This window comes from Pseudonocardia halophobica, assembly GCF_027922425.1.
GTDB classification, from domain to species: domain Bacteria; phylum Actinomycetota; class Actinomycetes; order Mycobacteriales; family Pseudonocardiaceae; genus Pseudonocardia; species Pseudonocardia halophobica.
In genome coordinates, this window is sequence record NZ_BSFQ01000001.1 from 134,562 (window position 1) to 157,178 (window position 22,617).

General features: G+C 74.5%; 23 protein-coding genes and 1 tRNA gene. 13 read left to right on the forward strand and 11 right to left on the reverse strand.

Translation table 11 applies throughout. The features are described from left to right. Positions 1-39: 39 nt before the first annotated feature. Together PKE99_RS00635 and PKE99_RS00640 are read right to left on the reverse strand one after the other, a co-directional pair. Positions 40-570, reverse strand: coding sequence for a methylated-DNA--[protein]-cysteine S-methyltransferase (locus tag PKE99_RS00635; protein ID WP_051736978.1), 531 nt, complete (start codon positions 568-570; stop codon positions 40-42). Positions 571-623: 53 nt separating this feature from the next. Then, positions 624-2,315: a TM0106 family RecB-like putative nuclease gene (locus PKE99_RS00640; RefSeq protein ID WP_197040515.1), complete on the reverse strand. Its 1,692-nt coding sequence runs from the start codon at positions 2,313-2,315 to the stop codon at positions 624-626. Between the two features lie 166 nt (positions 2,316-2,481). Between PKE99_RS00640 and PKE99_RS00645 the strand changes: the two genes are divergently transcribed. The 5 genes from PKE99_RS00645 to PKE99_RS00665 all read left to right on the forward strand — a co-directional run bounded on the left by PKE99_RS00645 (position 2,482) and on the right by PKE99_RS00665 (position 6,189). After that, on the forward strand, positions 2,482-3,177 hold the full coding sequence (locus PKE99_RS00645) for a DUF6474 family protein (RefSeq protein WP_051736977.1): 696 nt from the start codon (positions 2,482-2,484) through the stop codon (positions 3,175-3,177). Positions 3,178-3,225: 48 nt separating this feature from the next. Further along, a complete protein-coding gene (locus PKE99_RS00650; RefSeq protein WP_051736976.1) occupies positions 3,226-3,795 on the forward strand; it encodes a hypothetical protein in 570 nt (189 codons plus the stop codon). A gap of 72 nt (positions 3,796-3,867) precedes the next feature. Continuing rightward, positions 3,868-4,638: a YcnI family copper-binding membrane protein gene (locus tag PKE99_RS00655; protein WP_081923875.1), complete on the forward strand. Its 771-nt coding sequence runs from the start codon at positions 3,868-3,870 to the stop codon at positions 4,636-4,638. Further along, the gene (locus PKE99_RS00660) at positions 4,635-5,189 is read left to right on the forward strand and encodes a copper resistance CopC family protein (RefSeq protein ID WP_051736975.1); all 555 of its coding nucleotides are present in this window, start codon (positions 4,635-4,637) and stop codon (positions 5,187-5,189) included. Before PKE99_RS00655 ends, PKE99_RS00660 begins: the two co-directional genes overlap by 4 nt. A 31-nt stretch (positions 5,190-5,220) precedes the next feature. Next, positions 5,221-6,189: a CopD family protein gene (locus tag PKE99_RS00665; RefSeq protein ID WP_037042199.1), complete on the forward strand. Its 969-nt coding sequence runs from the start codon at positions 5,221-5,223 to the stop codon at positions 6,187-6,189. A 176-nt stretch (positions 6,190-6,365) separates the two neighbouring features. Here PKE99_RS00665 and PKE99_RS00670 read toward each other — a convergent pair whose 3' ends face one another. The 3 genes from PKE99_RS00670 to PKE99_RS00680 form a co-directional block, all read right to left on the reverse strand. After that, positions 6,366-7,193 (reverse strand): pentapeptide repeat-containing protein, encoded by an 828-nt coding sequence (locus PKE99_RS00670; protein ID WP_037042198.1) that lies wholly within the window; start codon positions 7,191-7,193, stop codon positions 6,366-6,368. A gap of 11 nt (positions 7,194-7,204) precedes the next feature. Next, a complete protein-coding gene (locus PKE99_RS00675; RefSeq protein ID WP_037042197.1) occupies positions 7,205-8,608 on the reverse strand; it encodes a dihydrolipoyl dehydrogenase family protein in 1,404 nt (467 codons plus the stop codon). A 108-nt stretch (positions 8,609-8,716) separates the two neighbouring features. After that, positions 8,717-9,379 carry an SDR family oxidoreductase gene (locus tag PKE99_RS00680; RefSeq protein WP_037042196.1) on the reverse strand — a complete coding sequence of 221 codons (663 nt, stop codon included), beginning with the start codon at positions 9,377-9,379 and terminating at the stop codon, positions 8,717-8,719. Positions 9,380-9,728: 349 nt separating this feature from the next. Between PKE99_RS00680 and PKE99_RS00685 the strand changes: the two genes are divergently transcribed. The 4 genes from PKE99_RS00685 to PKE99_RS00700 all read left to right on the forward strand — a co-directional run bounded on the left by PKE99_RS00685 (position 9,729) and on the right by PKE99_RS00700 (position 13,645). After that, positions 9,729-10,757, forward strand: coding sequence for an NAD(P)-dependent alcohol dehydrogenase (locus tag PKE99_RS00685; RefSeq protein ID WP_037042195.1), 1,029 nt, complete (start codon positions 9,729-9,731; stop codon positions 10,755-10,757). Between the two features lie 46 nt (positions 10,758-10,803). Further along, positions 10,804-11,868: an amidohydrolase family protein gene (locus PKE99_RS00690; protein ID WP_037042194.1), complete on the forward strand. Its 1,065-nt coding sequence runs from the start codon at positions 10,804-10,806 to the stop codon at positions 11,866-11,868. Next, a complete protein-coding gene (locus PKE99_RS00695; RefSeq protein ID WP_037042192.1) occupies positions 11,865-12,554 on the forward strand; it encodes an iron-sulfur cluster assembly protein in 690 nt (229 codons plus the stop codon). Before PKE99_RS00690 ends, PKE99_RS00695 begins: the two co-directional genes overlap by 4 nt. Positions 12,555-12,721: 167 nt before the next feature. After that, positions 12,722-13,645 carry an SDR family NAD(P)-dependent oxidoreductase gene (locus PKE99_RS00700; RefSeq protein ID WP_231498107.1) on the forward strand — a complete coding sequence of 308 codons (924 nt, stop codon included), beginning with the start codon at positions 12,722-12,724 and terminating at the stop codon, positions 13,643-13,645. An 8-nt stretch (positions 13,646-13,653) separates the two neighbouring features. On the opposite strand, the gene PKE99_RS00705 is transcribed toward PKE99_RS00700, so the two are convergent. From PKE99_RS00705 to PKE99_RS00720, 4 genes are all read right to left on the reverse strand, one after another. Continuing rightward, positions 13,654-15,159 carry an MFS transporter gene (locus tag PKE99_RS00705; protein ID WP_037042188.1) on the reverse strand — a complete coding sequence of 502 codons (1,506 nt, stop codon included), beginning with the start codon at positions 15,157-15,159 and terminating at the stop codon, positions 13,654-13,656. Positions 15,160-15,994: 835 nt separating this feature from the next. After that, complete coding sequence (locus PKE99_RS00710; protein WP_037042186.1) at positions 15,995-16,708, reverse strand: class I SAM-dependent methyltransferase; 714 nt, start codon at positions 16,706-16,708, stop codon at positions 15,995-15,997. A gap of 143 nt (positions 16,709-16,851) precedes the next feature. Then, complete coding sequence (locus PKE99_RS00715) at positions 16,852-17,193, reverse strand: TfoX/Sxy family protein (protein ID WP_037042183.1); 342 nt, start codon at positions 17,191-17,193, stop codon at positions 16,852-16,854. 22 nt (positions 17,194-17,215) lie between these two features. Further along, complete coding sequence (locus PKE99_RS00720) at positions 17,216-18,319, reverse strand: 5-methyltetrahydropteroyltriglutamate--homocysteine S-methyltransferase (RefSeq protein ID WP_037042181.1); 1,104 nt, start codon at positions 18,317-18,319, stop codon at positions 17,216-17,218. Between the two features lie 67 nt (positions 18,320-18,386). On the opposite strand from PKE99_RS00720, the gene PKE99_RS00725 reads away from it, so the two are divergent. Further along, the gene (locus tag PKE99_RS00725; protein ID WP_037042179.1) at positions 18,387-19,235 is read left to right on the forward strand and encodes an LLM class F420-dependent oxidoreductase; all 849 of its coding nucleotides are present in this window, start codon (positions 18,387-18,389) and stop codon (positions 19,233-19,235) included. On the opposite strand, the gene PKE99_RS00730 is transcribed toward PKE99_RS00725, so the two are convergent. Beyond that, positions 19,225-19,971 carry an IclR family transcriptional regulator gene (locus PKE99_RS00730; protein WP_037042177.1) on the reverse strand — a complete coding sequence of 249 codons (747 nt, stop codon included), beginning with the start codon at positions 19,969-19,971 and terminating at the stop codon, positions 19,225-19,227. The two genes, PKE99_RS00725 and PKE99_RS00730, sit on opposite strands and share 11 nt — an antisense overlap. 59 nt (positions 19,972-20,030) lie before the next feature. Here PKE99_RS00730 and PKE99_RS00735 point away from each other — a divergent pair, with 59 nt between their 5' ends. Then, positions 20,031-20,276, forward strand: coding sequence for a DUF2630 family protein (locus tag PKE99_RS00735; RefSeq protein ID WP_037042175.1), 246 nt, complete (start codon positions 20,031-20,033; stop codon positions 20,274-20,276). Next, entirely contained in the window at positions 20,273-20,902 is a 630-nt protein-coding gene (locus PKE99_RS00740; RefSeq protein ID WP_231498090.1) for a nucleoside/nucleotide kinase family protein, read from the forward strand. The genes PKE99_RS00735 and PKE99_RS00740 overlap by 4 nt, the downstream gene beginning before the upstream one ends. Before the next feature lie 93 nt (positions 20,903-20,995). On the opposite strand, the gene PKE99_RS00745 is transcribed toward PKE99_RS00740, so the two are convergent. Beyond that, positions 20,996-21,081: transfer RNA gene (locus PKE99_RS00745), tRNA-Leu, on the reverse strand. Positions 21,082-21,277: 196 nt separating this feature from the next. Here PKE99_RS00745 and PKE99_RS00750 point away from each other — a divergent pair. Continuing rightward, entirely contained in the window at positions 21,278-22,540 is a 1,263-nt protein-coding gene (locus tag PKE99_RS00750; RefSeq protein WP_037042173.1) for an FHA domain-containing protein, read from the forward strand. Positions 22,541-22,617: the final 77 nt, after the last annotated feature.

Below are 22,617 nucleotides of genomic sequence, written 5' to 3' on the forward strand. Positions count from 1 at the left end.
GATCATGAACGCGACGAGAGCGCCCGTTCGGTGACGCCCTCAGAACAGGGTCGGCGCCAGCACGCCCTCGTGGGCGAGCAACCACTCCTTGGTGGCGCGGCCGCCGCCGAAGCCGCCGAGCCCACCCGCCGCCATGACCCGGTGACACGGCACCACGACCGGGATCGGGTTCGAGCCCATGATGGAGCCGACCCCGCGGGCGGCCGTGTAGCCGTGGCCCTGGTACGCCCCGCTGAGCGCGGCGAGCTTCGCGTAGGTGGTGGTCGCCCCGAACGGGACGTGCGCGAAGAGCGCCTGCAGCACGGTGCGCTGGGTGCCGTGCGTGAGCCGCCAGTCCAGCGGCAGGTCGAACGCCCGGCGCTCCCCGGAGAGGTACTCCACGAGCTGGGCGGCCGCTTCCTCCGTCCCGGCCGGGTCCTCCTCGGGCTCGGCGCCCAGCCGCTCCGCGGCCGCCGCCGCCCGCTCCGGCACCGCCCCGAACCCGACGAGGCACAGGCCGGCCTCGCTCACCGCGACGGTGAGCGCGCCGATCGGCTCGGGCGCCGGGAGGATCCGCCAGCTCAGTTGCACCCGGACAGCATGCTCCCGGTCCTCGGGTGCGCGCTGGCGGGTTTCGGACACGGTCAGAGCTCCGCGGCGAGCGGGACCTCGTCGACGGCGCGCGAGGTCATCCACTCCCGCAGCGCCTGGGTGGCCAGCACGTCGTCCGTGTTGTAGCCGAGCAGCCGCTCCCGCTGCGCCTGGTCCGGCGGGGCGCCGTCCATGCCCACCGCGTCCCGGTACCAGCGCATCGAGTTCTCGCCGCCGGCCTCCGGGTCCCGCCAGCTGAACCCGGCGACCGGGGCGATCTTCTTCAACCCCTTGCCCTGCGCGCACAGGAACCACTCGTTGACCACGGCGAACAGGTCGACCCACCAGTCCGCGGCGATGAACTCGCGGACCTCCTCGACCGGCGGGACGCCGGGCATGCCCGCGAACCGGGTGGCCGAGGACAGCAGCCAGCGGTTCTCGGCCTGCTCGTTGTAGCAGTAGGCGGCGAACGTGCGGCCGGTCCGCGCGGCAGCCGCCCGGACGCCGGAGAGCCAGGTCCAGAACTCGGCGAAGGAGCGGCCCTCGTCCGGCGTGGGCACGGGCTCCCAGGTGGCGAAGGCGCGGTAGCCCTCGGGTTCGTCCCGCTCGCGGCGCCCGCCCGGGTAGGAGAGCGCCGCGCCCCACAGGTAGGCGCCGGACTCGCCGAAGCTCTCCATGTCGACGTCGACCTCGACGTCCGCGCGGTACACCGGCACCCGCTCGACCCGCCGCGCCACGGCCAGCCCGCGCCGCCAGCCCCGGGCCAGCGCCACGACGTCCGGGAACGGGGTGCCGGGCAGCGGCACCGGCGGCTCGACCCGGGGGTCGAGGTCGGCCAGCTCGTCGACCGTGCGGATCCCGATCTCGCGCAGCGCCACGGCGGTGTCGCCGCGGACCACCAGGCTCACGTCCCGCTCCGCGGTGAGCCGCGCCTCGCAGGTCGGCCACCACGGGCAGCGCCGGCACTCCAGCACCCGCGAGGGCTCGGCGAGCGGCTCGGCGCCGGTGGCCGCTGCCAGCGCGACGGCCGCGCGGTCGGTGAACCGCTCGTCGTACTCCTCCAGGGTGCTGCGGTCGCCCGGCCAGTGCCCGGCCCGCAGGTCGTGCCACACCACCACGTCCGCGTCGAGGCCGACGACGCCGCCCCGGTCCGCGCCCTCCACCTCGGCCGGCGGGGCCCACCCTGCCGTCCGCAGCATCCGGGTGAGGTGCGCGAGCCGCAGCAGGTCCCGCGGCTGCGAACGCACCTTCCGCTCCTCGTCCTCGGCCGCGAGCTGCGGGAACGGCGCGGTGAGCGGAGTGGTGGCGGCACCGGTGCCGGGATCGGTGATCCGGTGCCGCACGACGATCACGGGCACGTACCCGCCGCCGGGGACCCGGACCAGGAGCTCGGCCGAGCCGCGCCGGCCCGCCGGGTCGATCGGCAGCACCGCCCCGCCGATCACGCCGGCGCCCGCGACGACCAGCTCCCCGGTCAGCCGGGCGCGCTCCGCCGTCGGCAGGCCCTCGGGCACCGCCGACCACGCCCCCGGCTGCGCGCCGGACACGACCTCGGCGATCCGGGCGCGGTGCTCCCGCACGTCCGCCCGGCGCTGCTCCAGCGCCGGGTCGGGCAGGGCCCGCGGCGCCGAGGCGGCCGACGGGTCGTGGTCCAGGTGCACCCGGCGCCGGCACCGGGTCGTGGCCGCCGCGTCGAGCAGGGGAACGCGAGGAGCGGGCGCCGACCCCTCGCCGTGCCCGGGCACGGGGCCACCGGGGCCCGCCTGCCCGCCCGCACCGCTGATCGTCGCCGTCACACCCCCGAGGGTAGAGACCGACACCGACAACTCCGCGCCTGCCACGGCGCGCCACGCCCTCTAGGCTGCCGCTGATCACCGGGAACGGGCACGCGACGCGGGAGGCACGGGACACATGGCACTGCGACGAGGTGGGTCGCCTGCCGCCGCGAAGGCCGCGAAGATCGAGAAGAAGGCGGCGAAGGCCGCCGACAAGGCGGAGCGCAAGGCCCGCCGGGCGGCCGAGCAGGCCGGCGACTCGGTGAGCCGCGCCGCCGGGACCGCGCTGGCCGCCGTCGAGGCCGTCACCTCGGACAAGCCCGGGAGGAAGGCGGCCAAGAAGGCCCGCAAGGAGGCCGGGAAGGCGCAGAAGGCGCTGTCCAAGGAGGCCGGCACCGCGGCCCCCAAGGACCTCACGCCCGCGCACACCAAGCGGCTGATCGCCGTCGGGAAGGCCGTCGCGCCACTGCTCGCGCCCTACGCGATCGCCGCGGGTGCGGTCGCCCGGGACCGCTGGGACGCGCACCGCGCCCGGCAGCTCGGCGTGTCCGCGGACCAGCTCGGCCGCTACAGCGGCCGCGGCGGTGCCCTGCACGCCCGCATCTCCCGCGCGGGCGAGGCGCTCACGGAGCTGGAGAACTCGCCCGACGCCACGGCCGCCGCGACCTCCTTCGTCCGCGAGATGCGGCCCCGGCTCGCGGACCTGGCCGTGGCCGTCCGGGCCGCCGAGCAGATGCCGTCGGCCCGCCGCCGGACCGCGTTCCGCGCCGTCGCGGGCGAGCTCGACCGGATCGAGGACCAGCTGCTCGACCTCCTCGGGATCCGCCCGTAACCCGACCCGCACCGGAACCGGCCCGGGGCTCGGCTACCGTCTGTGCCCATGCAGTCCCGGCCCGGCTCGTTCGGGGCCGGCCCGACGACCGGACCGGCCCACGCGCGGGTACTGCGCGGCGCCGTCCTGGCCTCGCTCAGCACCCTGTTGACCGCCCTCGGCCACCTGGCGGGTGGCGGCACCCTGCCCGACCTCGGGCTGCTCGCCGTGCTGCTCCCGCTGCTGGCGCTGGCCGTCACGTCCACGGCCGAGCGGGTGCGCGGGCCGGTCGGCACCCTGCTCCTGCTCGGCGGCGGCCAGTTCGTGCTGCACGAGCTGCTGGAGTTCCTCGGGCACGACCACACCGGCATCGCGTCCGGCCCGTCGATGCTGGCGGGCCACGCCGTCGCCACCGTGCTGTCCGGGCTCCTGCTCCGCGACGCCGACCGGCTGCTCTCGGCCCTGGCCCGCGCGCTGCGCCGGGTCCTGCCGCGCCGGTCCGCACCCCTCCCCGCCGACGCCCCGCTGCGCACGCTCGCCGTGCCCGCCGCCGGGGTGGCCGGGCACGTCCGCCGCGCCGCCGTCGGCGCCGTCCTCCGCCGGGGTCCACCGGTGCCGGGTCCGATCCCCGCCCCCTGATCGAACCCGCCGGCCCCGCCGGGGGCCGGTCCGCACCCCGCGCGCCCACGCCGGCGCGCCGAGAGGACCACCGTGTTCACCCGCACCCGCCGCACCGCGCTGCGCGCGACGGCCGTCACCGCCGCCGCCGGCGGCCTCCTCCTCGCCGGGACCGTCCCGGCGTTCGCCCACGTCACCGCCCAGCCGAGCACCGCGGAGCAGGGCGGCTACGCCGTGATCTCGATGCGCGTGCCCAACGAGTCCGACACCGCCGGCACCACCAAGCTCGAGGTCACCTTCCCGACCGACCACCCGGTCACCTCCGCCCGCACCACCCCGCAGGCGGGCTGGACGGCCGAGGTCACCAAGGGGAACCTGCCCGCGCCCGTCGAGGTCAACGGCCGGCAGGTCACCCAGGCCGTCACCAAGGTCACCTGGACCGCGCAGCCGGGCACCCGGATCGGCCCCGGCCAGTTCGTCGACTTCCCGCTGTCGCTCGGCCCGCTGCCGACCGGCACCGACCAGCTGGTCCTCCCCGCCACCCAGACCTACGACGACGGCCGCGTCGTCGCCTGGGACGAGCCGACCACCCCGGGCGGGGCGGAGCCGGAGCACCCGGCCCCGACCGTCACCCTGACGCCCGCCGCCGCGGGCGGGCACGGCGGCCACGACGGCGCGGCGGCCGCGGGCACCGAGGACACGGCCGCGTCGACCACGGACACGACCGCCCGCTGGCTCGGCGGCGTCGGCCTGCTGCTCGGCGCGCTCGGGCTCGGCCTGGGCGGTGGGGCGCTGCTGCGCAGTCGCCGGCCGGCGCCGACCCCGGCACCGAGGAGCGAGGACAAGGTGGGGAGCGACACATGATCCGTCTGGCTCGTTTCGCGGCCGCCGGTCTGCTCGCCGGGCTCGCGCTGCTGCTCGGCGCCACCCCGGCGCTCGCGCACGCCGAGTTCGAGGGCAGCGACCCGGCGGACGGCGCGACCCTGGACACCGGGCCGCAGAAGGTCACGCTGACCTTCAGCGACACCATGCAACAGGGCTTCAACACGATCACCGTGATCGGCCCCGACGGGAAGGACTACGTCTCCGGCGAGGTCCAGGCCCAGGGCGACGAGGTGAGCGCGACGGTCGGGCCGCTCGGCCCGGCCGGCCGGTACGAGATCGGGTACCGCGTGCTCTCCGACGACGGCCACCCGGTCTCGGGCAAGGTCGGGTTCACCCTGACCGCGGCCGGGACGGGCACCGGGAGCTCTGCCGCGCCGATCCCGTCGGCCGACGCCGCACCGAGCGCCGCTCCGGCCGCGCAGTCGGCCCCGGCCGAGTCCGGCGGCATGCCGGTCTGGCCGTGGATCGTGGGCGCCGTGGTGCTCGTCGGTGCCGGCGTGGCCGTCGCGATGCGGCTGGGCCGGTCGTGACCGCGCTGGTCACCGAGCAGGAGCGGGCGTGATGGGGGCGCCGACCGCGAGCCGGGGCTCGTCCGCCGAGCGGGTGGCCCCGCTCGTGTGGGCCGCGCTCGCGGTCGGCGCCGCCCTGCTCGCCGCCGTCCTGGCGCAGGCCGCCGGGATCACCCTCGCCGCCACCGCCCTCCGGGCTCTGACGGACGCCGCCGCGGTCGCCTGCGTGGGGCTCGGCCTGGTCACCGTGCTGGTCCCGACCTCGGCACGCGACGCCCGCGGCACCACGGTGATCCGCCGCGGCGACCGGGCGACGGTGGTCGTGGCCGGTGTGTGGCTCGCCGCGGTGCTGGTGTCGGTCGCGGTGCGCTCGGCCGAGGCGGTCGGCCGCCCGCTCGGCGCGCTCACTGCCGGCGACGTCGGCGCCTTCGTCACCCGGGTCGCCGCCGGTCGCGGGACCGTCCTGACGGCGTTGTGCGCGGCCGCGGTCCTCGGCTGCGCGGTCGCCCGGATGCGCAGCCCGGAGTCGGTGCCGGGGCGGGTCGTGCTGGTCGCGGCCCTGCTCGGGTCCCTGACCCCGGCCGTCACCGGGCACACCGGATCGTCGCCGGAGCACTCGCTCGCCGTGGTCACGGTGGCGTTCCACGTCGGGGCCGCCGCACTGTGGGTCGGCGGGCTCGGCGTGCTGCTCCTGCTCGTCGCGCCGCACCGGGCGCTGCTCGACAGGGGCCTGCCGCGCTTCTCCCGCATCGCCACGGTGTGCCTCGTCGGCACGGCGCTCACGGGGGTGGCCAACGCGGTGCTCCGGCTCCCGGTGCTCGGTGACCTGTTCACCAGCAGCTACGGCGCGCTGATCCTCGTCAAGACCGGACTCGTCGTCGTCCTCGCCCTGCTCGGCGGCCTCGCCCGCCGACGGCTGCAGCGCGGCACCCTCCCCGTGCTGCGCTGGGCGGGGGTCGAGGTCACGGTCATGGCGGTGACCATCGGGATCGCCGCCGCCCTGAGCCAGACCGCCCCCTGAGCGCTCGACCGGCGCCTCTCCGCCGAACGTGACAGGAGCGCTGCCGCCACCACCGCCACGTGCCGCTCGAAACGATCATCCGCGGCGGGAGTGACAGGGCGGTTCTCGCCGGAACGGTGCAGGGACACTCGGATGGATCTTCGAGCCGGCTGCCTCGTGCTCACCGGCCGACGGTCTCAGCGCTGCCGGGCCCGGCGGCGCCCCGGGCCGCGCGGGCGGACGGGAGCGGGACTGGTCCAGTGGGCGGGGCGCTCGAACCCGGCGGGCAGGCGGGTGGTGGTGTCACCCTGCGCCGCGGTGAGCTGCGGCGGCACCAGGAACAGCACCCCGCGCAGGTCCGCCCCCTCCAGCCGCGCACCGCGGAAGTCGGCGCCCGTGACGTCGGCGCCCCGCAGGTCCGCCCCGCGCAGGTCGGCACCCAGCAGCAGCGCGCCCCGCAGACTCGCCCGCCGCAGGTCCGTGCCGCGCAGGCGGGCGCCGATCAGGTCGGCGCCGCGGTGGTCCGGCCCGTCGCCGCGCGCGGCTTCGCTGGCCGCGACCAGCAGCGGGTTGACGGCGCGGCGGTGGGCCTCGACGTCGAGCGTCGCCAGCTCCACAGGCTCCAGTTCGGCGAGCTCGGAGGTGCGGGCCACCGCCGCCCCGAGGTCCTCCGCGAGCGCACCCTGCCCCAGCTCCCGCGCCTCGACGAGGTAGCGCAGCAGCTCGTGCAACGTCCTGAGCTGCGGGAACGCGGCGAACACCGCATCGCGGTCACCCGTCCGCCAGTCCGCCCGCGCCGACAAGGCCTGCCCCGCGCCGAAGCAGTCGAAGACCGTGCAGCCGACCATTCCCCGCGGCCTCAGCTCGGCATGGACACCGCACCGGGCGTCGGGTCGTAAGTGCCGGCACGGGGTGCCCGCGGGCTTGGCGAAGGCGAAGTCGGCGGAGCGCGCGAAGGCGGGCGCCACGCAGCACAGCCCGGTGCAGCGGCCGCAGTCGGCGCGCAGGTCGATCAGGTCGAGCACGTGCTCCGACGCTACGCCTGCGGCTCGGACCGGTACGACTCCAGCAGCCGGAGCCAGATCTCGCTGATCGTCGGGAACGACGGGACCGCGTGCCACAGCCGCCCGAGCGGCACCTCGCCGGCGATCGCGACGGTCGCGGAGTGCACCAGCTCGGAGAGGTCCTGGCCCACGAACGTGGCCCCCACCAGCACCTCCCGCGCGGTGTCGACGACGAGCACCGCGGCGCCGTCGTAGCCGTCGGCGTGCAGCGAGGCCCCCGCGACGGCGATGTCCAGCTCCACCGTGCGCACGTCGATCCCGGCCTTGCGCGCCTCCTCGGCCGTCTTGCCGACGTGCCCGACCTCGGGATCGGTGAACACCACCTGCGGCACGGCGTGGTGGTCGGCGGTCATCGCGTGCTCGCCCCAGGCCCCGGTGTCGAGCGTGGCGCCGTTCGCCCGCGCGGCGATCGCGTTGCCGGCGATGCGGGCCTGGTACTTGCCCATGTGCGTGAGCGGCGCGCGGCCGGTGACGTCGCCGGTCGCGTACAGCCACCCGCCGTCGACGCCCTGGACCAGCCCGGAGTCGTCGATCACGAGCGGCTTGCCGGGCTCGAGCCCGACGCTCTCGGCCCCGACGTCTCCGGTCCGGGGACGACGGCCAGTGGCGAGCAGCAGCTCGTCGACCTCGATCGTCTCGCCGCCCACGGTCAGCAAGATGGCGTCGCCCGACTTCGCGACGGCGTCGAGCCCCTGGCCGAGCCGCAGGTCGATCCCGTCCTCCCGCAGCGCCTCGGCCACCTTCTCCCCCGCGACGGGCTCGGCGGAGGTGAGCAGCCGGGCGCCGCGGACGAGCATCGTGACCTGCGAGCCGAGCCGGGCGTAGGCCTGGGCCATCTCGCAGCCGACCACACCGCCGCCGAGGACGCCGAGCCGGCGCGGTGCCTCGTCCGCCGAGGTCGCGTCGCGCGAGCCCCAGGTCCGGACGGTGTCGATGCCGTCGACCGGCGGGGTGACGGGCGTGCTCCCGGTCGCGACGACGACGGCGTGCCGGGCCCGGTAGACGTCGTCGCCGACGGCCACGGCCTTCTCCCCCGCGAGCCGCCCGTGCCCCCTGACCAGGGTGATCCCGGACGACCCGACCCACTCCGCCTGGCCCGAGTCGTCGCCGCGGGAGGTGAAGGAGTCGCGGCGCGCGAACACGGCCTTGGGGTCGAGGCCCGCGGTCACCCCCGGCAACCGGCGGGCGGCGGCGACGGCGTTGGGCGTGCGCAGCAGCGCCTTCGACGGGATGCAGGCCCAGTACGAGCACTCGCCGCCGACCCTCTCGGCCTCGACCAGCGCCACCGACAGGCCGCCCCGGTGGGCGTAGTCGGCGGCGTTCTCCCCGACCGGGCCCGCCCCGATCACGACGACGTCGAACTCGTGCTCGCTCACCCGAACTCCTCCCGTGCCGACGGCTGCGGGGACAGCCCGCCGCCGGAGGCGATCATGCCCCGGCCGGCCGGGCACCGTGCGGGAACCGCCCGACCGGGGATCCTGCCGTCAGTCCTGGACGGCCGCCACCGCCTCGAGGATGTCGGCGTCGCCGCCCATCAGCTCGAGCGTCAGGCCGGCGGTGCCGGGCGCCTCGAGCAGCGTGGCGAGGACGGCGGCGGTGTCGTCCCGGGTGATCTCCGTGCGGTCGAGGTGGTCCTTCGACAGCGCCACCCGCCCGACGCCGGGGTCGTCGGTGAGCGGGCCCGGGCGCACGATCGTGAGGTCGAGGTCGGAGCGGGCGCGCAGGGCGTCCTCCGCCGCCTTCTTGGCCCGGATGTACGCGACCCAGACCTGGCCGCGGTCCGGGTCCGGCTCCTGGTCCACGCCGGTCGACGAGATCAGCAAGTAGCGCCGGACCCCCGCCTGCGCGGCGGCCTCGGCCAGCAGCTCGGCCGCGGCCCGGTCGACGGTGTCCTTGCGCTCGGCGGTGCTGCCCGGGCCGGCGCCGGCCGCGAAGACGACCGCGTCGGCGCCCTTCAGGTGCGGCGCGAGGTCGCCCGGCGCCGCCTGCTCGAGGTCGACCACGACCACCGCGGCCCCGGTCGCCTCGACGTCCGCGCGGTGGTCCGGGTTGCGCACCACGCTCACCACCTCGTCGCCCCGGTTCGCCAGCAGCGTGGCGAGCCGGAGCGCGATCTTGCCGTGTCCTCCCGCGATGACGGTCCGCATGGACGCGACGCTAGCGGCGCCCACGCAGGTGTGCCGCCCGACGATCGCCCGCGTTCCACGTGGAACACGTGCGGGTGAGGTCGGGCTCCGCTCCTCCCCCGAAGAGCAGGCCGTCGCAGGATGAGACACCGGGCCGGACGGACCTCGTATCGCCCACGCCGAGAGCGTCGTCGCAGGTCAGGGCCGAGCATATGGGCTTCTCATGATCGCCCCACTCGGCCGATCGAACGCAGTACGTGCCCGATTAGTCCTTTTTCTCGCATGGCGGAATTTGCCGCCTTGTGACGCCACACACCGTGATCGACGGTGATCGGGACCACAACGGCAGCGACTCCGAGGAGGTACGGGCGTGAAAGCCGTCCGGGTGCACGAGTACCACTCCGATCCGAAGATCGACGACATCCCGGAGCCCGAGCTCCAGGGTCCGCTCGACGTGATCGTCAAGATCGGGGGCGCCGGTGTCTGCCGTACGGACCTGCACATCATCAACGGGGACTGGGCGGAGGCGCAGAACCCCACGCTGCCGTACGTGATCGGCCACGAGAACGCGGGCTGGATCGAGGCGGTCGGCGACGGGGTCACCAACGTCGCCGTCGGGGACACGGTGATCCTGCACCCGCAGCCGTCGTGCGGGCTCTGCCTGGCCTGCCGGCGCGGGCGGGACATGCAGTGCGAGAACGCGTTCTTCCCCGGCCTGTCGAACAACGACGGCGGCATGGCCGAGTACCTGCGGACCACCGCGCGCGCCTGCATCAAGCTGGACCCGAACACCAACCCCGCCGACGTCGCCGCCCTGGCCGACGCGGGCATCACGGCCTACCACGCGGTCCGCAAGGCGGTCCCGGACCTCTACCCGGGCACCACCGCCGTGGTCCAGGGCGCGGGCGGGCTGGGCCACATCGCGATCCAGACGCTCGCGGCGATCACCGGGACCCGGATCGTCGTCGTCGACAAGAACCCGGACGCGCTCGCGCTCGCCAAGCAGATCGGTGCCGACGAGACCGTCCAGGCCGACGGCAACCACGTCGACGCCGTGAAGGACCTCACGAACGGCCGCGGCGGCGACGTGGTGTTCGACTTCGTCGCCGAGCAGGGCGCCGAGCTGGACGCCTGGCAGATGACCGCCCCCGCGGGGTCCCAGTACATCCTCGGTTACGGCGGTGAGTTCAAGGCCCCGACGCTCGACTTCGTCGGTGGCGAGAAGAACGTCATCGGCAACATCGTCGGCACCTACGCCGACCTCACCGAGCTCATGGTCCTGGCGCAGGCCGGGAAGGTCACCCTGCACACCAAGCAGTACCCGCTGGACGCGGCGCTCGACGCCCTGCACGACCTCGACGCCGGTCGGGTCCGCGGCCGGGCGATCCTCGTCCCCTGATTCACCCCCTCTGAACAGCACCGACGCTGACGGAAGGAACCACCACATGTACGAGAAGGACGGCGAGAAGTACTTCATCGTCGATGCGCACAGCCATTTCTGGGACGCGTCGAAGGAGAACTGGGTCGAGGGCAAGGAGCAGTTCGCCAAGGGCTGGATCGACTGCTTCTACGGCTACCACCAGCTCGGCCCGCCCGAGACCCACTGGGACTGGGAGAAGTACCTCAAGGTCACGCCCGAGGACTTCGAGCGCGACATGTTCGTCGAGGGGCACGTCGACCACGCGATCTTCCAGTCGACCTACCTCAAGGAGTGGTACAAGGAGGGCTTCAACACGGTCGAGCAGAACGCCCAGCTGCTGGAGCGCTGGGGCGACAAGCTCATCGTGAACGGCCGCTTCGACCCGCGTGAGGGCGACGCCGGCCTCAAGCAGCTCGAGGCCGACGCCCAGAAGTACAAGCTCAAGGGCGTGAAGCTCTACACCGCGGAGTGGAACGGCGACTCCCGCGGCTACAAGCTCACCGACCCCGAGGCGTACCACTTCCTGCAGGCCGCGCAGGACCTCGGCATCAAGAACATCCACGTCCACAAGGGCCCGACGATCTGGCCGCTGGACAAGGACGCGTTCGACGTCGCCGACGTCGACCACGCCGCGACGGACTTCCAGGGGCTCAACTTCATCGTCGAGCACGTGGGCCTGCCGCGCATCGAGGACTTCTGCTTCATGGCGGTACAGGAGCCCAACGTCTACGCCGGCCTCTCCGTCGTCATCGGCGGCCTGATGCACGCCCGCCCGAAGTTCTTCGCCAAGGTCATGGGCGAGCTGCTGTTCTGGGTCGGCGAGGACAAGATGACCTTCGGCTCGGACTACAACATCTGGACGCCGAAGTGGCAGGTCGAGGGCTTCGTCGACTGGCAGATGCCCGACGACGACCAGTTCGCCGACTACCCGCGCCTCACCACGGCGTCGAAGAAGAAGATCCTCGGGCTCAACGCCGCCAAGCTCTACGACATCCCGGTGCCGCAGGAGCTGCAGCTGCCGACCTCGGCCGACGAGGCCATGCAGCCGGGCGAGGAGCTCGTCGAGGACAAGGCGGGTGCCCAGGCATGAGTCTGGAGCCTGCCGTCTGGCAGGCGCTGGGGACGGTGCTCGACCCGGAGCTGGACGAGCCGATCACGGACCTCGACTTCGTCGAGTCGTGCACCGTCTCCCCCTCGGGGGAGGTCACCGTGGGGCTGCGCCTGCCGACGTTCTTCTGCGCACCCAACTTCTCCTTCCTCATGGTCGCCGACGCCTACGACGCCGTGTCGGCGGTCCCCGGGGTCACCGGCGCCGTGGTCTCGCTGGCCGACCACCACGCGTCGGCGGAGATCAACGGCGGGGTGGCCGCGCACGCCGGGTTCGTCGGCTCGTTCGAGGGCGAGGCGACGGCGGAGCTCGACGAGCTGCGGCACACCTTCCTCGCCAAGGCGGCGCTCGCCGGTCAGGACCGCCTCGCGCGGCCCCTGGTCGACGAGGGGGTGGGGCCGGACGAGCTCGCCGGGCTCACCCTGGCCGACGTCCCCGACTCCATGGAGCTGCGCCGGCTCCGGGACCGGCGGATGGCGATCGGGCTGCCCTACGAGGACGACGCCCCGCTGCTCATCCACCCCGACGGCAGCCGGGTCACGGCCGCCCAGGTGCCGCTGCACCTGCGGCGGGCGCGGCTGCAGCGGGTGGGGATCGAGACCAACGGCGAGTACTGCAAGTCGCTGCTCAAGACGCGCTACTCGGAGGAGGCGAAGGCCAGGGCGTGACGTGCTGATCGACGACCGGGGTCCCGCGGGGGTGGTGGGCCCCGGTCCGTCGTTCTCGGGGCTGGTCGCCGGCGGATCACCGGGCTAACTTTGATGCAGCTGGATCAAAGGTGACCGGCGACGGGGCCGTGGTCCCGGCGAGGGCGTGAGGAGCTGCGACCTTGGGTGTGCTCGACGGGCGGACCGCGATCGTCACGGGCGGCGCGAACGGTATCGGGGCCGCGATCTGCCGGCGGTTCGCCGCGGAGGGCGCGGCGGTCGTCGTCAACGACCTGGGCGGCGGGACGGACGGCAGCGGCGCCGACGCGGGCCGTGCCGAGGCCGTCGCCGCGGAGATCCGGGCCGCGGGCGGCCGGGCCGTCGCCGACGGCGGCGACGTCTCCGACACCGCGACCGGCGCGCGGCTCGTGGAGACCGCCGTGCGCGAGTTCGGCGGGCTGGACGTGCTGGTGAACGCGGCCGGCATCCTCCGCGACCGGATGATCTTCAACATGTCCGACGAGGAGTGGGACGACGTGATCCGCGTGCACCTGCGCGGGCACTTCTCCACCTCGCGGGCCGCGGCGGCGCACTTCCGCGAGCAGCGGCGGCCCGACGGCCACTTCCGGATCATCAACTTCACCTCGCACTCCGGGTTGGAGGGCTCGCCGGGGCAGGCCAACTACGCCGCCGCGAAGATGGGGATCGTCGGGCTGACCTGGTCGCTGGCCCAGGGCCTGTCCCGCTACGGCGTCACGGCCAACGCGATCGCCCCGGCCGCCGCGACCCGGCTCGTCGCCACCGTGGCGGAGAAGGACCGCGCGGTCGCGGACCGGCCCGCGGACGACGACCTGGTCCGGTCCCCGGACAACGTGGCCGAGCTCGCGCTCTACCTGGCGAGCGACCGGTCCGACTGGCTGACCGGGCGGGTGCTGGGCTCGGTCGGCTTCGGCGTGACCGTCTACGAGAACCCGACGGTCGTGGCCGAGGCGCGCTCGGACGGGCCCTGGTCCTTCGACGACCTGGCGTCGTCCTTGGAGAAGGAGGTCCGGGCGGTGGCCGACGGCCTGCCGCCCAGCCTGTTCGCGGACCAGGTCGCCCGGCGGTCCTGACGCCCCGCTCAGGACGCGGTGCTGGGGGCGGGCTGCGCCGCCGGGACGACGACGGGCGCGGTGCGGCGCGGGCGGAGCAGGAACGCCGCGACGAGGGCCCCGAGGAACGCCAGGACGGCCGAGACCTCCAGGGCGAGCCGGACGCCGGAGGTCTGGGCGACCGCGTAGGCCGCCTGCACGGCGTGGGCGGAGGTCAGGGCGGCCGCGCCGCGCAGGTCGCCGGCGGCGAGCAGGTCCGCGGCGACCGGCAGCTCGGTGCGGGCGGACGCCAACGCGCCCGCGTGGATGATCGCGCCGAGCACCGCGATGCCCAGCGCGTTGCCGAGCTGCCGCGCGGTGTTGGCCGCGCCGGCGGCGACCCCGCTGCGCTCCGGCGCCACCCCGACCACCGCCGCGGCACCGAGCGCCGGGTTCGCCAGGCCCATCCCGAGCCCGGCCAGCACGAAGCCGGGCAGCAGGAGCGGGAAGGTCCACGACGTCTGCACGAAGGCCAGGGCCGCGAGCCCGGCCCCGGAGAGCGCGAGCCCGGCGGTGAGCCGGGTGCGCAGGGAGAACCGCGCCCCGATCCGCGCGCCGAACAGGGCGACGAGCGTGGAGAGCAGCGTCGCCGGGAGGAACCACAGCCCGGCCTGCAGCGCCGACAGCCCGAACACGACCTGCAGGTACGGGCCGAGCAGCACCAGCATCGACAGGATCGACAGCGCCATCGCCATGCCCGCGACCAGGCCGCCGGCGTAGGTGGGCAGGCGGAGGAGCCCGACGTCGATCATCGGGACCGCGCGCCGGCGCTGCTGCAGCACGAAGACCGGCAGCAGGACCACCGCGAGCCCGAAGGCGACCCACACCCGCGGGGCCGAGGCGCCGGCACCGACCCAGCTCACGCCGAGGATCAGCCCGCCGAGCCCGACCGTGAGCAACACGGTGCCGACCAGGTCGAACCGGCCGCGCGCCGCCCCGCGGGGCGTGGGGAGGGCGAGGACGCCGAGCAGCGCGGCCGCGGCCGAGACGGCGGCGAGCACGGCGAACGCGGGCCGCCAGCGCCCGAACTCGAGCGCCAGCCCCGCCCCGACCGGGCCGGTCGACAGCCCCGCGCCGATCGCCGCACCCCACAGCGCGACCGCGCCCGCGCGCCGCTTCGGCTCCACCGTCGCCGCGATCAGGCTCAGTGACGACGCCATCAGCGCCGCCCCCGCCCCACCCTGCACGATCCGGGCGGCGACGAGGAGGGGCACGGTGGTCGCGAGGGCGCAGGCGGCGGAGAAGACCGCGAAGCCGACCATCGCCCCGATCCACACCCGCGCCGCCCCGAAGCGGTCGCCGAGGGAGCCGCCGGTGAGCAGGAACGCACCGAGTCCCAGCGCATAGCCGCTGACCAGCAGGTTCAGCTCCGCGATCCCGACGCCCAGGTCCGCCCCGATCGCCGGCAGCGCCACGATCGGCAGCGGGAAGCTCGCGAACACCACGAACGGGGCGAGCGCCGCGGCGCCGACGGTGACGAGCTGAGTTTTCGACACGAACTCAAGCTACGGACGTGAGGGTGGGGCGTCAACGGGCTTCCCGAGGTTCGTGTTCGGTGCCTCTGCTTGTGGTGATCGGCGGTGGCGTCGGGGCTCGGCTCCTGCCGGCGGCGGTCATGATCGGCGGAGGTGTGCGGGGGCGGTCGTCGATGGAGCCGCCGGTGCACGGAGGCAGCGATCAGCTGCTGCTTGGCCCGAGCGGCGGTCGACGGGGACGCCGGGGACGCCCGCCGACACCGTGATCAGCGGTGATGTGCAGGAGCGGTCGTGGGCCGAACCGCTGCCGCATACAAGCGGCGATCAGCTGTGGACGGCAGCCGACGTCAGGGTCGGCGGCGGCGACATGATCAGCAGCCGAGTGCACGGACGGTCGTCAGGGGGACAACAGCTGCACGGAAATGGCGATCAAGCGGTGGGTGGGGGCTGACGCGGACGCCGGCGGCGCGAGCAGCATAGTGATCAGCATTTGTGTGCAGGGACGGTCGTAAGCGGACCGCTACTCCACGGAAGCGGCGATGCGCTGTGCGGGGCCGACGTTGTCGGCACAACGATCAGCAGTCGGGTGTGCGGACGGTCGCGAGCGCAACCGCCGCTACACAGAGGCGGCGATCAGCCCTGGGCGGCGGCCGGCGTGGGTGCCGGCGGCAACACCATGATCAGCAGACGGGTGCACAGACGGTTGCGAGCGCAACCGCTGCTGCACCGAAGCGGCGATCAGCTCCGTACCGGTCGCCGTGATCGCCGGGGGTGGGCCAGGATGGCTGTGCGCCGCGCCCTCCCGGCACGGCACCGCGCTCGGCACCTGATCCAGCGCGTCCCTGGTCGGGGTGGGTCAGGCGGAGCGGGCGTCGAGGACGCGGAAGAGGTTCCAGAGCCGGTAGCCGTCGCCGTGGCGGTGTGGGGCGAAGGCGGCGAGCACCGCGTCGCGCACGGCCGCGGGACCGGCGGTGTTGACCGCGTACCGCCCGATGTCGGCCGTGAGCAGCGGGCCGACCAGGGCGTCCTCGTCGGGGTAGTCGAAGGGGCAGCGGACCTCGTCGAGCGCGACGACCTCCAGACCAGCGGTCCCGGCGATCTTGCGGAAGCGGTCGGGTTGGGTCAGCGGGGGCGGTCCGGCCGGGACGCGTCGTGCCCCGCGGGGCGGGAGGAACGGGGCGAGGGCCTCGCCGAAGAGCCGGACGTCGGACTCCTCCTCGCGGCCCCAGACCGTCGCGCGCACCAGCCCGCCGACCCGTGCCGACTCCTTGAGCACCTTGAGCGGGTTGGTGACGTGCGCCAGCACCTGGACGAGTGCGACGAGGTCGTAGGAGCCGTCGAGCTGGTGGGCGTCGCCGACCTCGAAGGTCGCCCCCGGCACCTCCCGCTGCGCCGCTGCGACCGCGGACCGGTCCGCGTCGATGCCGGTGACCCTGAGCCCGCGCTTCGTGGCGAAGGCGGCGAACACTCCGGGCCCGCACCCGACGTCGAGCACCGAGGCGCCCTCCGGGACGCCGGCCAGTACCCGCTCGTACAGCGGCTCGCCCCAGCCCGCAGGCCCCTCGCTCACCCGCCCGAGCCTAGCGGGACGTGGTGCCGCTCACTGTCACCTGCCGCGGACGGGCGAGTCGACGGGGCAGGGCGCCGACACGCGCGTGTTCGCACACCCGTAGGAGCGCAGCACACCCGGTCGCCCGAACACCCCGCCCCACCTCACTTCGGCGGGAGCGTCTTCACGAACCCCACTCCCTCGGCGACCCAGCGGGCGAGGTCGGCGTCGGGGAGGTCGTCGACGTCGGGATGGCCCGAGACCCGGAGCCAGCCGTCCATCTCCCGCCCCTGCATCACCATGCGCTCGACCCCGGCGCCGGCGACCAGTTCGGCGGAGCGGGCCGGGTCGACGCGCACCATCAGCCCGCCCCGCCCGCTGGCGGCGACGGCCATGTGCCCGCCGAGCAGGAAGGCGAGCCCGCCGAACATGCGTTTCTCGGTCAGCCCGGGCTCGTCCGTTACGAGCGCGCGGATCCGGGCGGCGAGTGCCTCGTCGTAGGCCACGGCCGGAGCGTAGCGCCGCAGGTCAGCCCCAGACGTCCTCCGCGACCTGCACGATCAGCCGGAGCTTGGCGATCTCCTCGTCGACGGTGAGCGTGTTGCCCTCGACGGTGGACGAGAAGCCGCACTGCGGGGACAGGCAGAGCTGGTCGAGCGGGACGTACTTCGCTGCCTCGTCGATGCGGCGCTTGAGGGTGTCGGGATCTTCGAGACGGCCGTTCTTCGTGGTCACGAGCCCGAGCACCACCTGCTTGCTTGGCGGGACGAAGCGCAGCGGGGCGAACCCGCCGGAGCGCTCGTCGTCGAACTCGCAGAAGAAGCCGTCGACGGCGAGCTCGCCGAAGAGCGCCTCGGCCACGAAGTCGTAGCCGCCCTCCGCGGCCCACGAGGACCGGTAGTTGCCGCGGCACATGTGCGTGGTGATCCGCATGCCCTCGGGCTTGTCGGCGATCGCGGCGTTGATCTGGCGGATGTAGCGCTCGTGCAGGTGGTCGGCGTCGTCGGCGGCGTGCTCGGCGCGCTGGGCGGGGTCGTTGAGGTAGGCGAGGCTGGTGTCGTCGAGCTGCAGGTAGCGGCAGCCGAGCTCGCCGAGGGCGCGGACCTCGTCGGCGTAGGCGGCGGACAGGTCGTGCCAGAACTCCTCGACGTCCGGGTACACCGAACGGTCGATCGCCGCCGTGCCGCCGCGGTAGTGGACCATGCTCGGCGACGGGATCGTCAGCTTCGGGACCGCGCTCGTGGTGCACGAGGCGAGGAACCGGAAGGCGTCGGCGAAGATCGGCTCGCGCAGCCGGACCTTCTCCGTGATCGCCAGGCCGGCCGAGGTGAAGGCGCCCTCCCCCTCGGCGTTGACCATCCGCACGCGGATCTGCTCGTCCGTCTTCGTGACGCCGCCGAGCTGGTAGATGAAGTCCATGTGCCAGGAGGTGCGCCGGAACTCGCCGTCCGTGGCGGACCGCAGCCCGATCTCCTCCTGCAGCCGGACGACGTCGCGGATCGCCTCGTCCTCCACCGCCTTCAGCTCGGGTGAGCCGGACGCGTGCTGCGCGCGGGCGTCGAGCAGGGCCTTCGGTCGCAGGAGGCTGCCGACGTGGTCGGCGCGGAACGGGGGTTCGGTGCGGAGCGCCATGGCCAGAACGTAACGCGCACCACGCAGGTGTGGCGCGACGGAACCACCGGGATGGCACAGTCCGAGCATGGACATCGGCGTCAGCACCTTCCTCACCGACTACGGCATCGACCCGCTGGTGCTCGCCCGGGGCGTCGAGGAGCGGGGCTTCGCGGCGCTGTTCCTCACCGAGCACACCCACATCCCGACGAGCCGGCGCTCCCCCTGGCCGGGGGGCGCCGAGCTGCCGCGGCAGTACAGCCACACCTACGACCCGTTCGTCGCGCTGGCCGCCATGACCGCTATGACCAGCAGGATCACGCTCGGTACCGGTGTCACGCTGATCAACCAGCACCACCCGATCAACCTCGCCAAACAGGTGGCGAGCGTCGAGCGGCTCGCGCCGGGCCGCGTCGAGCTGGGCGTGGGGCCGGGCTGGAACAAGGAGGAGATGGCGCACCACGGGATCGACCCGCGCCGGCGGACCCCGGAGATGCTCGAGCGGATCGAGGCGCTGCGCGCGATCTGGACGCAGGACGAGGCCGAGTACCACGGCGAGTTCGTGGACTTCGACCCGATCTGGTCCTGGCCGAAGCCCACGGCGGCGCCGCCCGTGCTGATCGGCGGCGGCGGGCCGACCGTGCTCGACCGGGTCCTGTCGCACGGCGACGGCTGGATCCCGCTGCGGGTCCGGCTGAAGGAGCTCGACGCCTTCGCCGAGCGGATCGCCGAGCTGCGTCGCCGCACCGCCGACGCCGGCCGCGACCACCTGTCCGTGACGATCTTCGGCGCGGTCCCGAAGCCCGACGCGCTGGACTCCTACGCGCAGGCGGGCGTCGACCGCGTGCTGTTCACCCTGACCGACCGCGAGGGGCCCGACGCCGACGCCGCCACCCTGGCCGAGCTGGACACCCTGGCGGACCTGCTCAGGCCGTGAGCACCCGGGACACGCGGTCCGCCGCCTCGCGGACCGCGTGCTCGAGCTCCCAGCGCCGCGCCGTGAACTCGGCCCGGCTCACCGCGACCCCCACCGCCGCCGTCGACCCGCGCAGCGCGACGGCGACGCCGGCCACCCCGCGGTGGAACTCCTCGACCTCCACCGCCGCGCCGGCCGCCCGGATCCGCCGCAGCTCCCGGTCGAGTCCGCGCCGGTCCGCGAGGGTGCGCGGGGTGTAGGCGGTGAGCGGCGTGCGCTCCAGGACCTCGCCCAGCTCGGCCGGGCCGAGGCCCGCGAGCAGCACCTTGCCCAGGGCCGTCGCGTGCACGGGCGCGGGCTCGCCGACGCGCAGGCCGAGCGGCCCGGGATGGTCCGCACAGCGGTCGACGTGCGCGACCACCACGTCGACGTCCCGCCGGACCGCGAGGTAGGCGGCCGCGCCCACGCCGTCGTGCACCTCGTGGAGCAGCCCGCGGACCGCCGCCGAGGGCCGGACCTGGGTGGTGAGGCCCCGGTGCAGCTCGGCGACCTTGTAGCCGAGCCCGTAGCCCCGCACCGCGTTGAGCCGGACCAGGTAGCCCTCCTCGACCAGCGTCCCGAGTGCGCGGTACACGGTGGGCAGCGGGCAGCCGAGCCGGCGGGCGATGGCCTTCGCGGTCACCCCGTCGCCCAGCGCGGAGACGGCCTCGAGCACGCGCAGCGCCCGGACCAGTGAGCCGCCCTGCCCCGAGGTCACGCGACTAGTGTCTCAAAGTGCAGTGATCTACCGGCAAGCACTTCAGCGGAGGATCCACCATGACCGACGACGCCGACCTGCGGCACCGCATCACGGAGCTCGTCGACGAGGAGCACCGGCTCGAGCGCTCCCACATCGGGAAGCCCCTCAGCGACGACGAGAAGGCGCGGCTGGACCGCATCGGCGTCGACCTGGACCGGTGCTGGGACCTGCTGCGCCAGCGCGACGCCCGCCGCGCGGCCGGCCAGGACCCCGACGAGGCACGGACCCGGGACGCCTCGGTCGTGGAGAACTACCGCCAGTGAGCCCGACGCGCTCGATCCGCGCGGTGAGCCGGGAGGCGCTCGCGGAGCACCTGGTCGAGCGGACCGACGCGCTGCCGGGGCGGGTCCGCGTCGCGATCGACGGTCCGCCGCCGACGGCGACGGCCGAGCTCGCCGAGGCGGTGGCCGAGGGGCTGCGGCTGCGCGGCCGGGAGACGGTGGTCGTGCGGGCCGGGGACTTCCTGCGGCCCGCCTCGCTCCGGCTCGAGTACGGCCACCACGACGAGGACATGTACCTCGACGGCTGGCTCGACGAGGGCGCGTTGCGCCGCGAGGTCCTCGACCCGGCCGGCCCGCACGGGGCGGGACGCGTGCTGCCGCGGCTGTGGGACGCCGAGCGCGACCGCGCCTACCGCGAGGACTACCGCGAGCTCGGCCCCGCCGGCGTGGTCCTGGTGTCCGGCGCCCTGCTGCTGGGCCGCGGGCTGCCGTTCGAGCTCGTGGCGCACCTGCACATGGGCCGCGCCGCGCTCGCCCGCCGCACCCCGCCCGAGGAGCGCTGGACCCTGCCCGTGTTCGAGCGGTACTCCCGCGAGCGGGATCCCTCCGGGGCCGCCGACGTGCTGGTGATGGCCGACCACCCCGAGCGGCCGGCGATGCGGGAGTGAGCGCCGTGATCGACCGGTCGCCGCAGGGAGCGGGCGGCTCACCGACCCGAGAACGGACGAAGGCCCGCCGGCGACCGGCGGACCTTCGGGGGGTGGTGGGCGAGGAGGGAGTTGAACCCTCACGTCCTTTCGGACACACGGACCTGAACCGTGCGCGTCTGCCATTCCGCCACTCGCCCGAGCGACTGGGAGAAGTTAGCACGGGCCCCGGAACCCCCGTGCGAGGGGGGTCCCCTACGCGATCGTCACCCGTCGATCCGGCGCGCGCGGGCGGACGGTCACCGCACCACCGGTCCGGGTGTCACCGGACGTGGGCCTACCACGGATACCATCGGGTAAGCCGGTAACACGCCGAGCGGACGAAAGGAAGATCGAGTGGGCCGTGTCGATCGCTTCGAACGCCGCCTCCAGGGGATGGTGGACGACGCCTTCGCGCGGGTCTTCGGAGGCAGCGTCGTTCCCCAGGAGGTCGCCCAGGCGCTGCTCAGGGAAGCCGAGGACCATCTCCGGCAGCTCGCGGGGGGTCGGGTGCTCGCACCCAACGCCTACACCGTGCAGCTCAGCCCCGCCGATCTGGACCGCATGGCGGGCGACACCGCGGGGGTCGTGGACTCGCTCTCCGCCCACGTCGCCGCACAACTCGCCGACCAGGGATGGGACACCTACGGCGAGGTCGTAGTCTTCCTGGAGCGCTCCGAGGCGCTGCACACGGGACAGTTCCGCACCCGCTCGGCCGTGGACCCCGACGCTTCCCGTCGGTCCGCCGGACGAGCACGCAACGCAGGAGAAGCACCCATGAGCCAGCAACCGGGCCACCCCGAGGAGAACGGGCAGTACGGCTACGACCGTGGTGCCCCGTACGGCCAGCAGACCTACGCCCCGCCGCAGGACCAGCACGGTCAGCAGGGCGGCCAGCAGGGCTACGGCCAGCAGGGCCAGCAGGGCTACGGCCAGCAGGGCGGGTACGACCAGCAGGGCTACGGCCAGCAGGGCGGCTACCCGCAGCAGGGCTACGACCAGGGCTACGGCCAGCAGCAGGGCGGGTACGGCCAGCAGGGCGGGTACGGCGACCAGCAGGGCTACGGCCAGCAGGGTTACGGCCAGCCCCAGTACGGCGGCCAGCAGGGCTACGACCAGGGCTACGAAGGCGGGCAGCAGTACGGCGGCCAGCAGGCCTACGCCCAGCCCGGCTACGGCCAGCCCCAGTACGGCGGCCAGCAGGGCTACGCGCAGCCCGGGTACGACGGCTACGGCCAGCAGTACGACCAGGGCTACGACGGCGGCTACGACCAGCAGCAGGGCTACGGCCAGCAGCAGGGCTGGGGCGGGCAGCCGGGCTACGGCCAGCAGCTGCAGGCCACGCTGACCCTGGACGACGGCTCCGGCCGCAGCTACCCGCTGACCGAGGGCACGCACGTCATCGGCCGCGGGCAGGACTCGAACTTCCGGCTCCCGGACACCGGCGTGTCGCGCCGGCACCTGGAGATCAGCTGGGACGGCCACGCCGCCACGCTGTCGGACCTGGGCTCCACGAACGGCACCACGGTGAACGGCAACCCGGTGCAGCAGTGGCAGCTCACGGACGGCGACGTGATCCGGGTCGGCCACTCCAGCCTGGTCTTCCGCACCCAGGGCTGAGCCGACCCGCGTCCGGGCGGGAGGTCGCGCGGGCGGGGTCGGTACGCTGCACCGTCCCTGCCGTGTCCTTTGCCCAC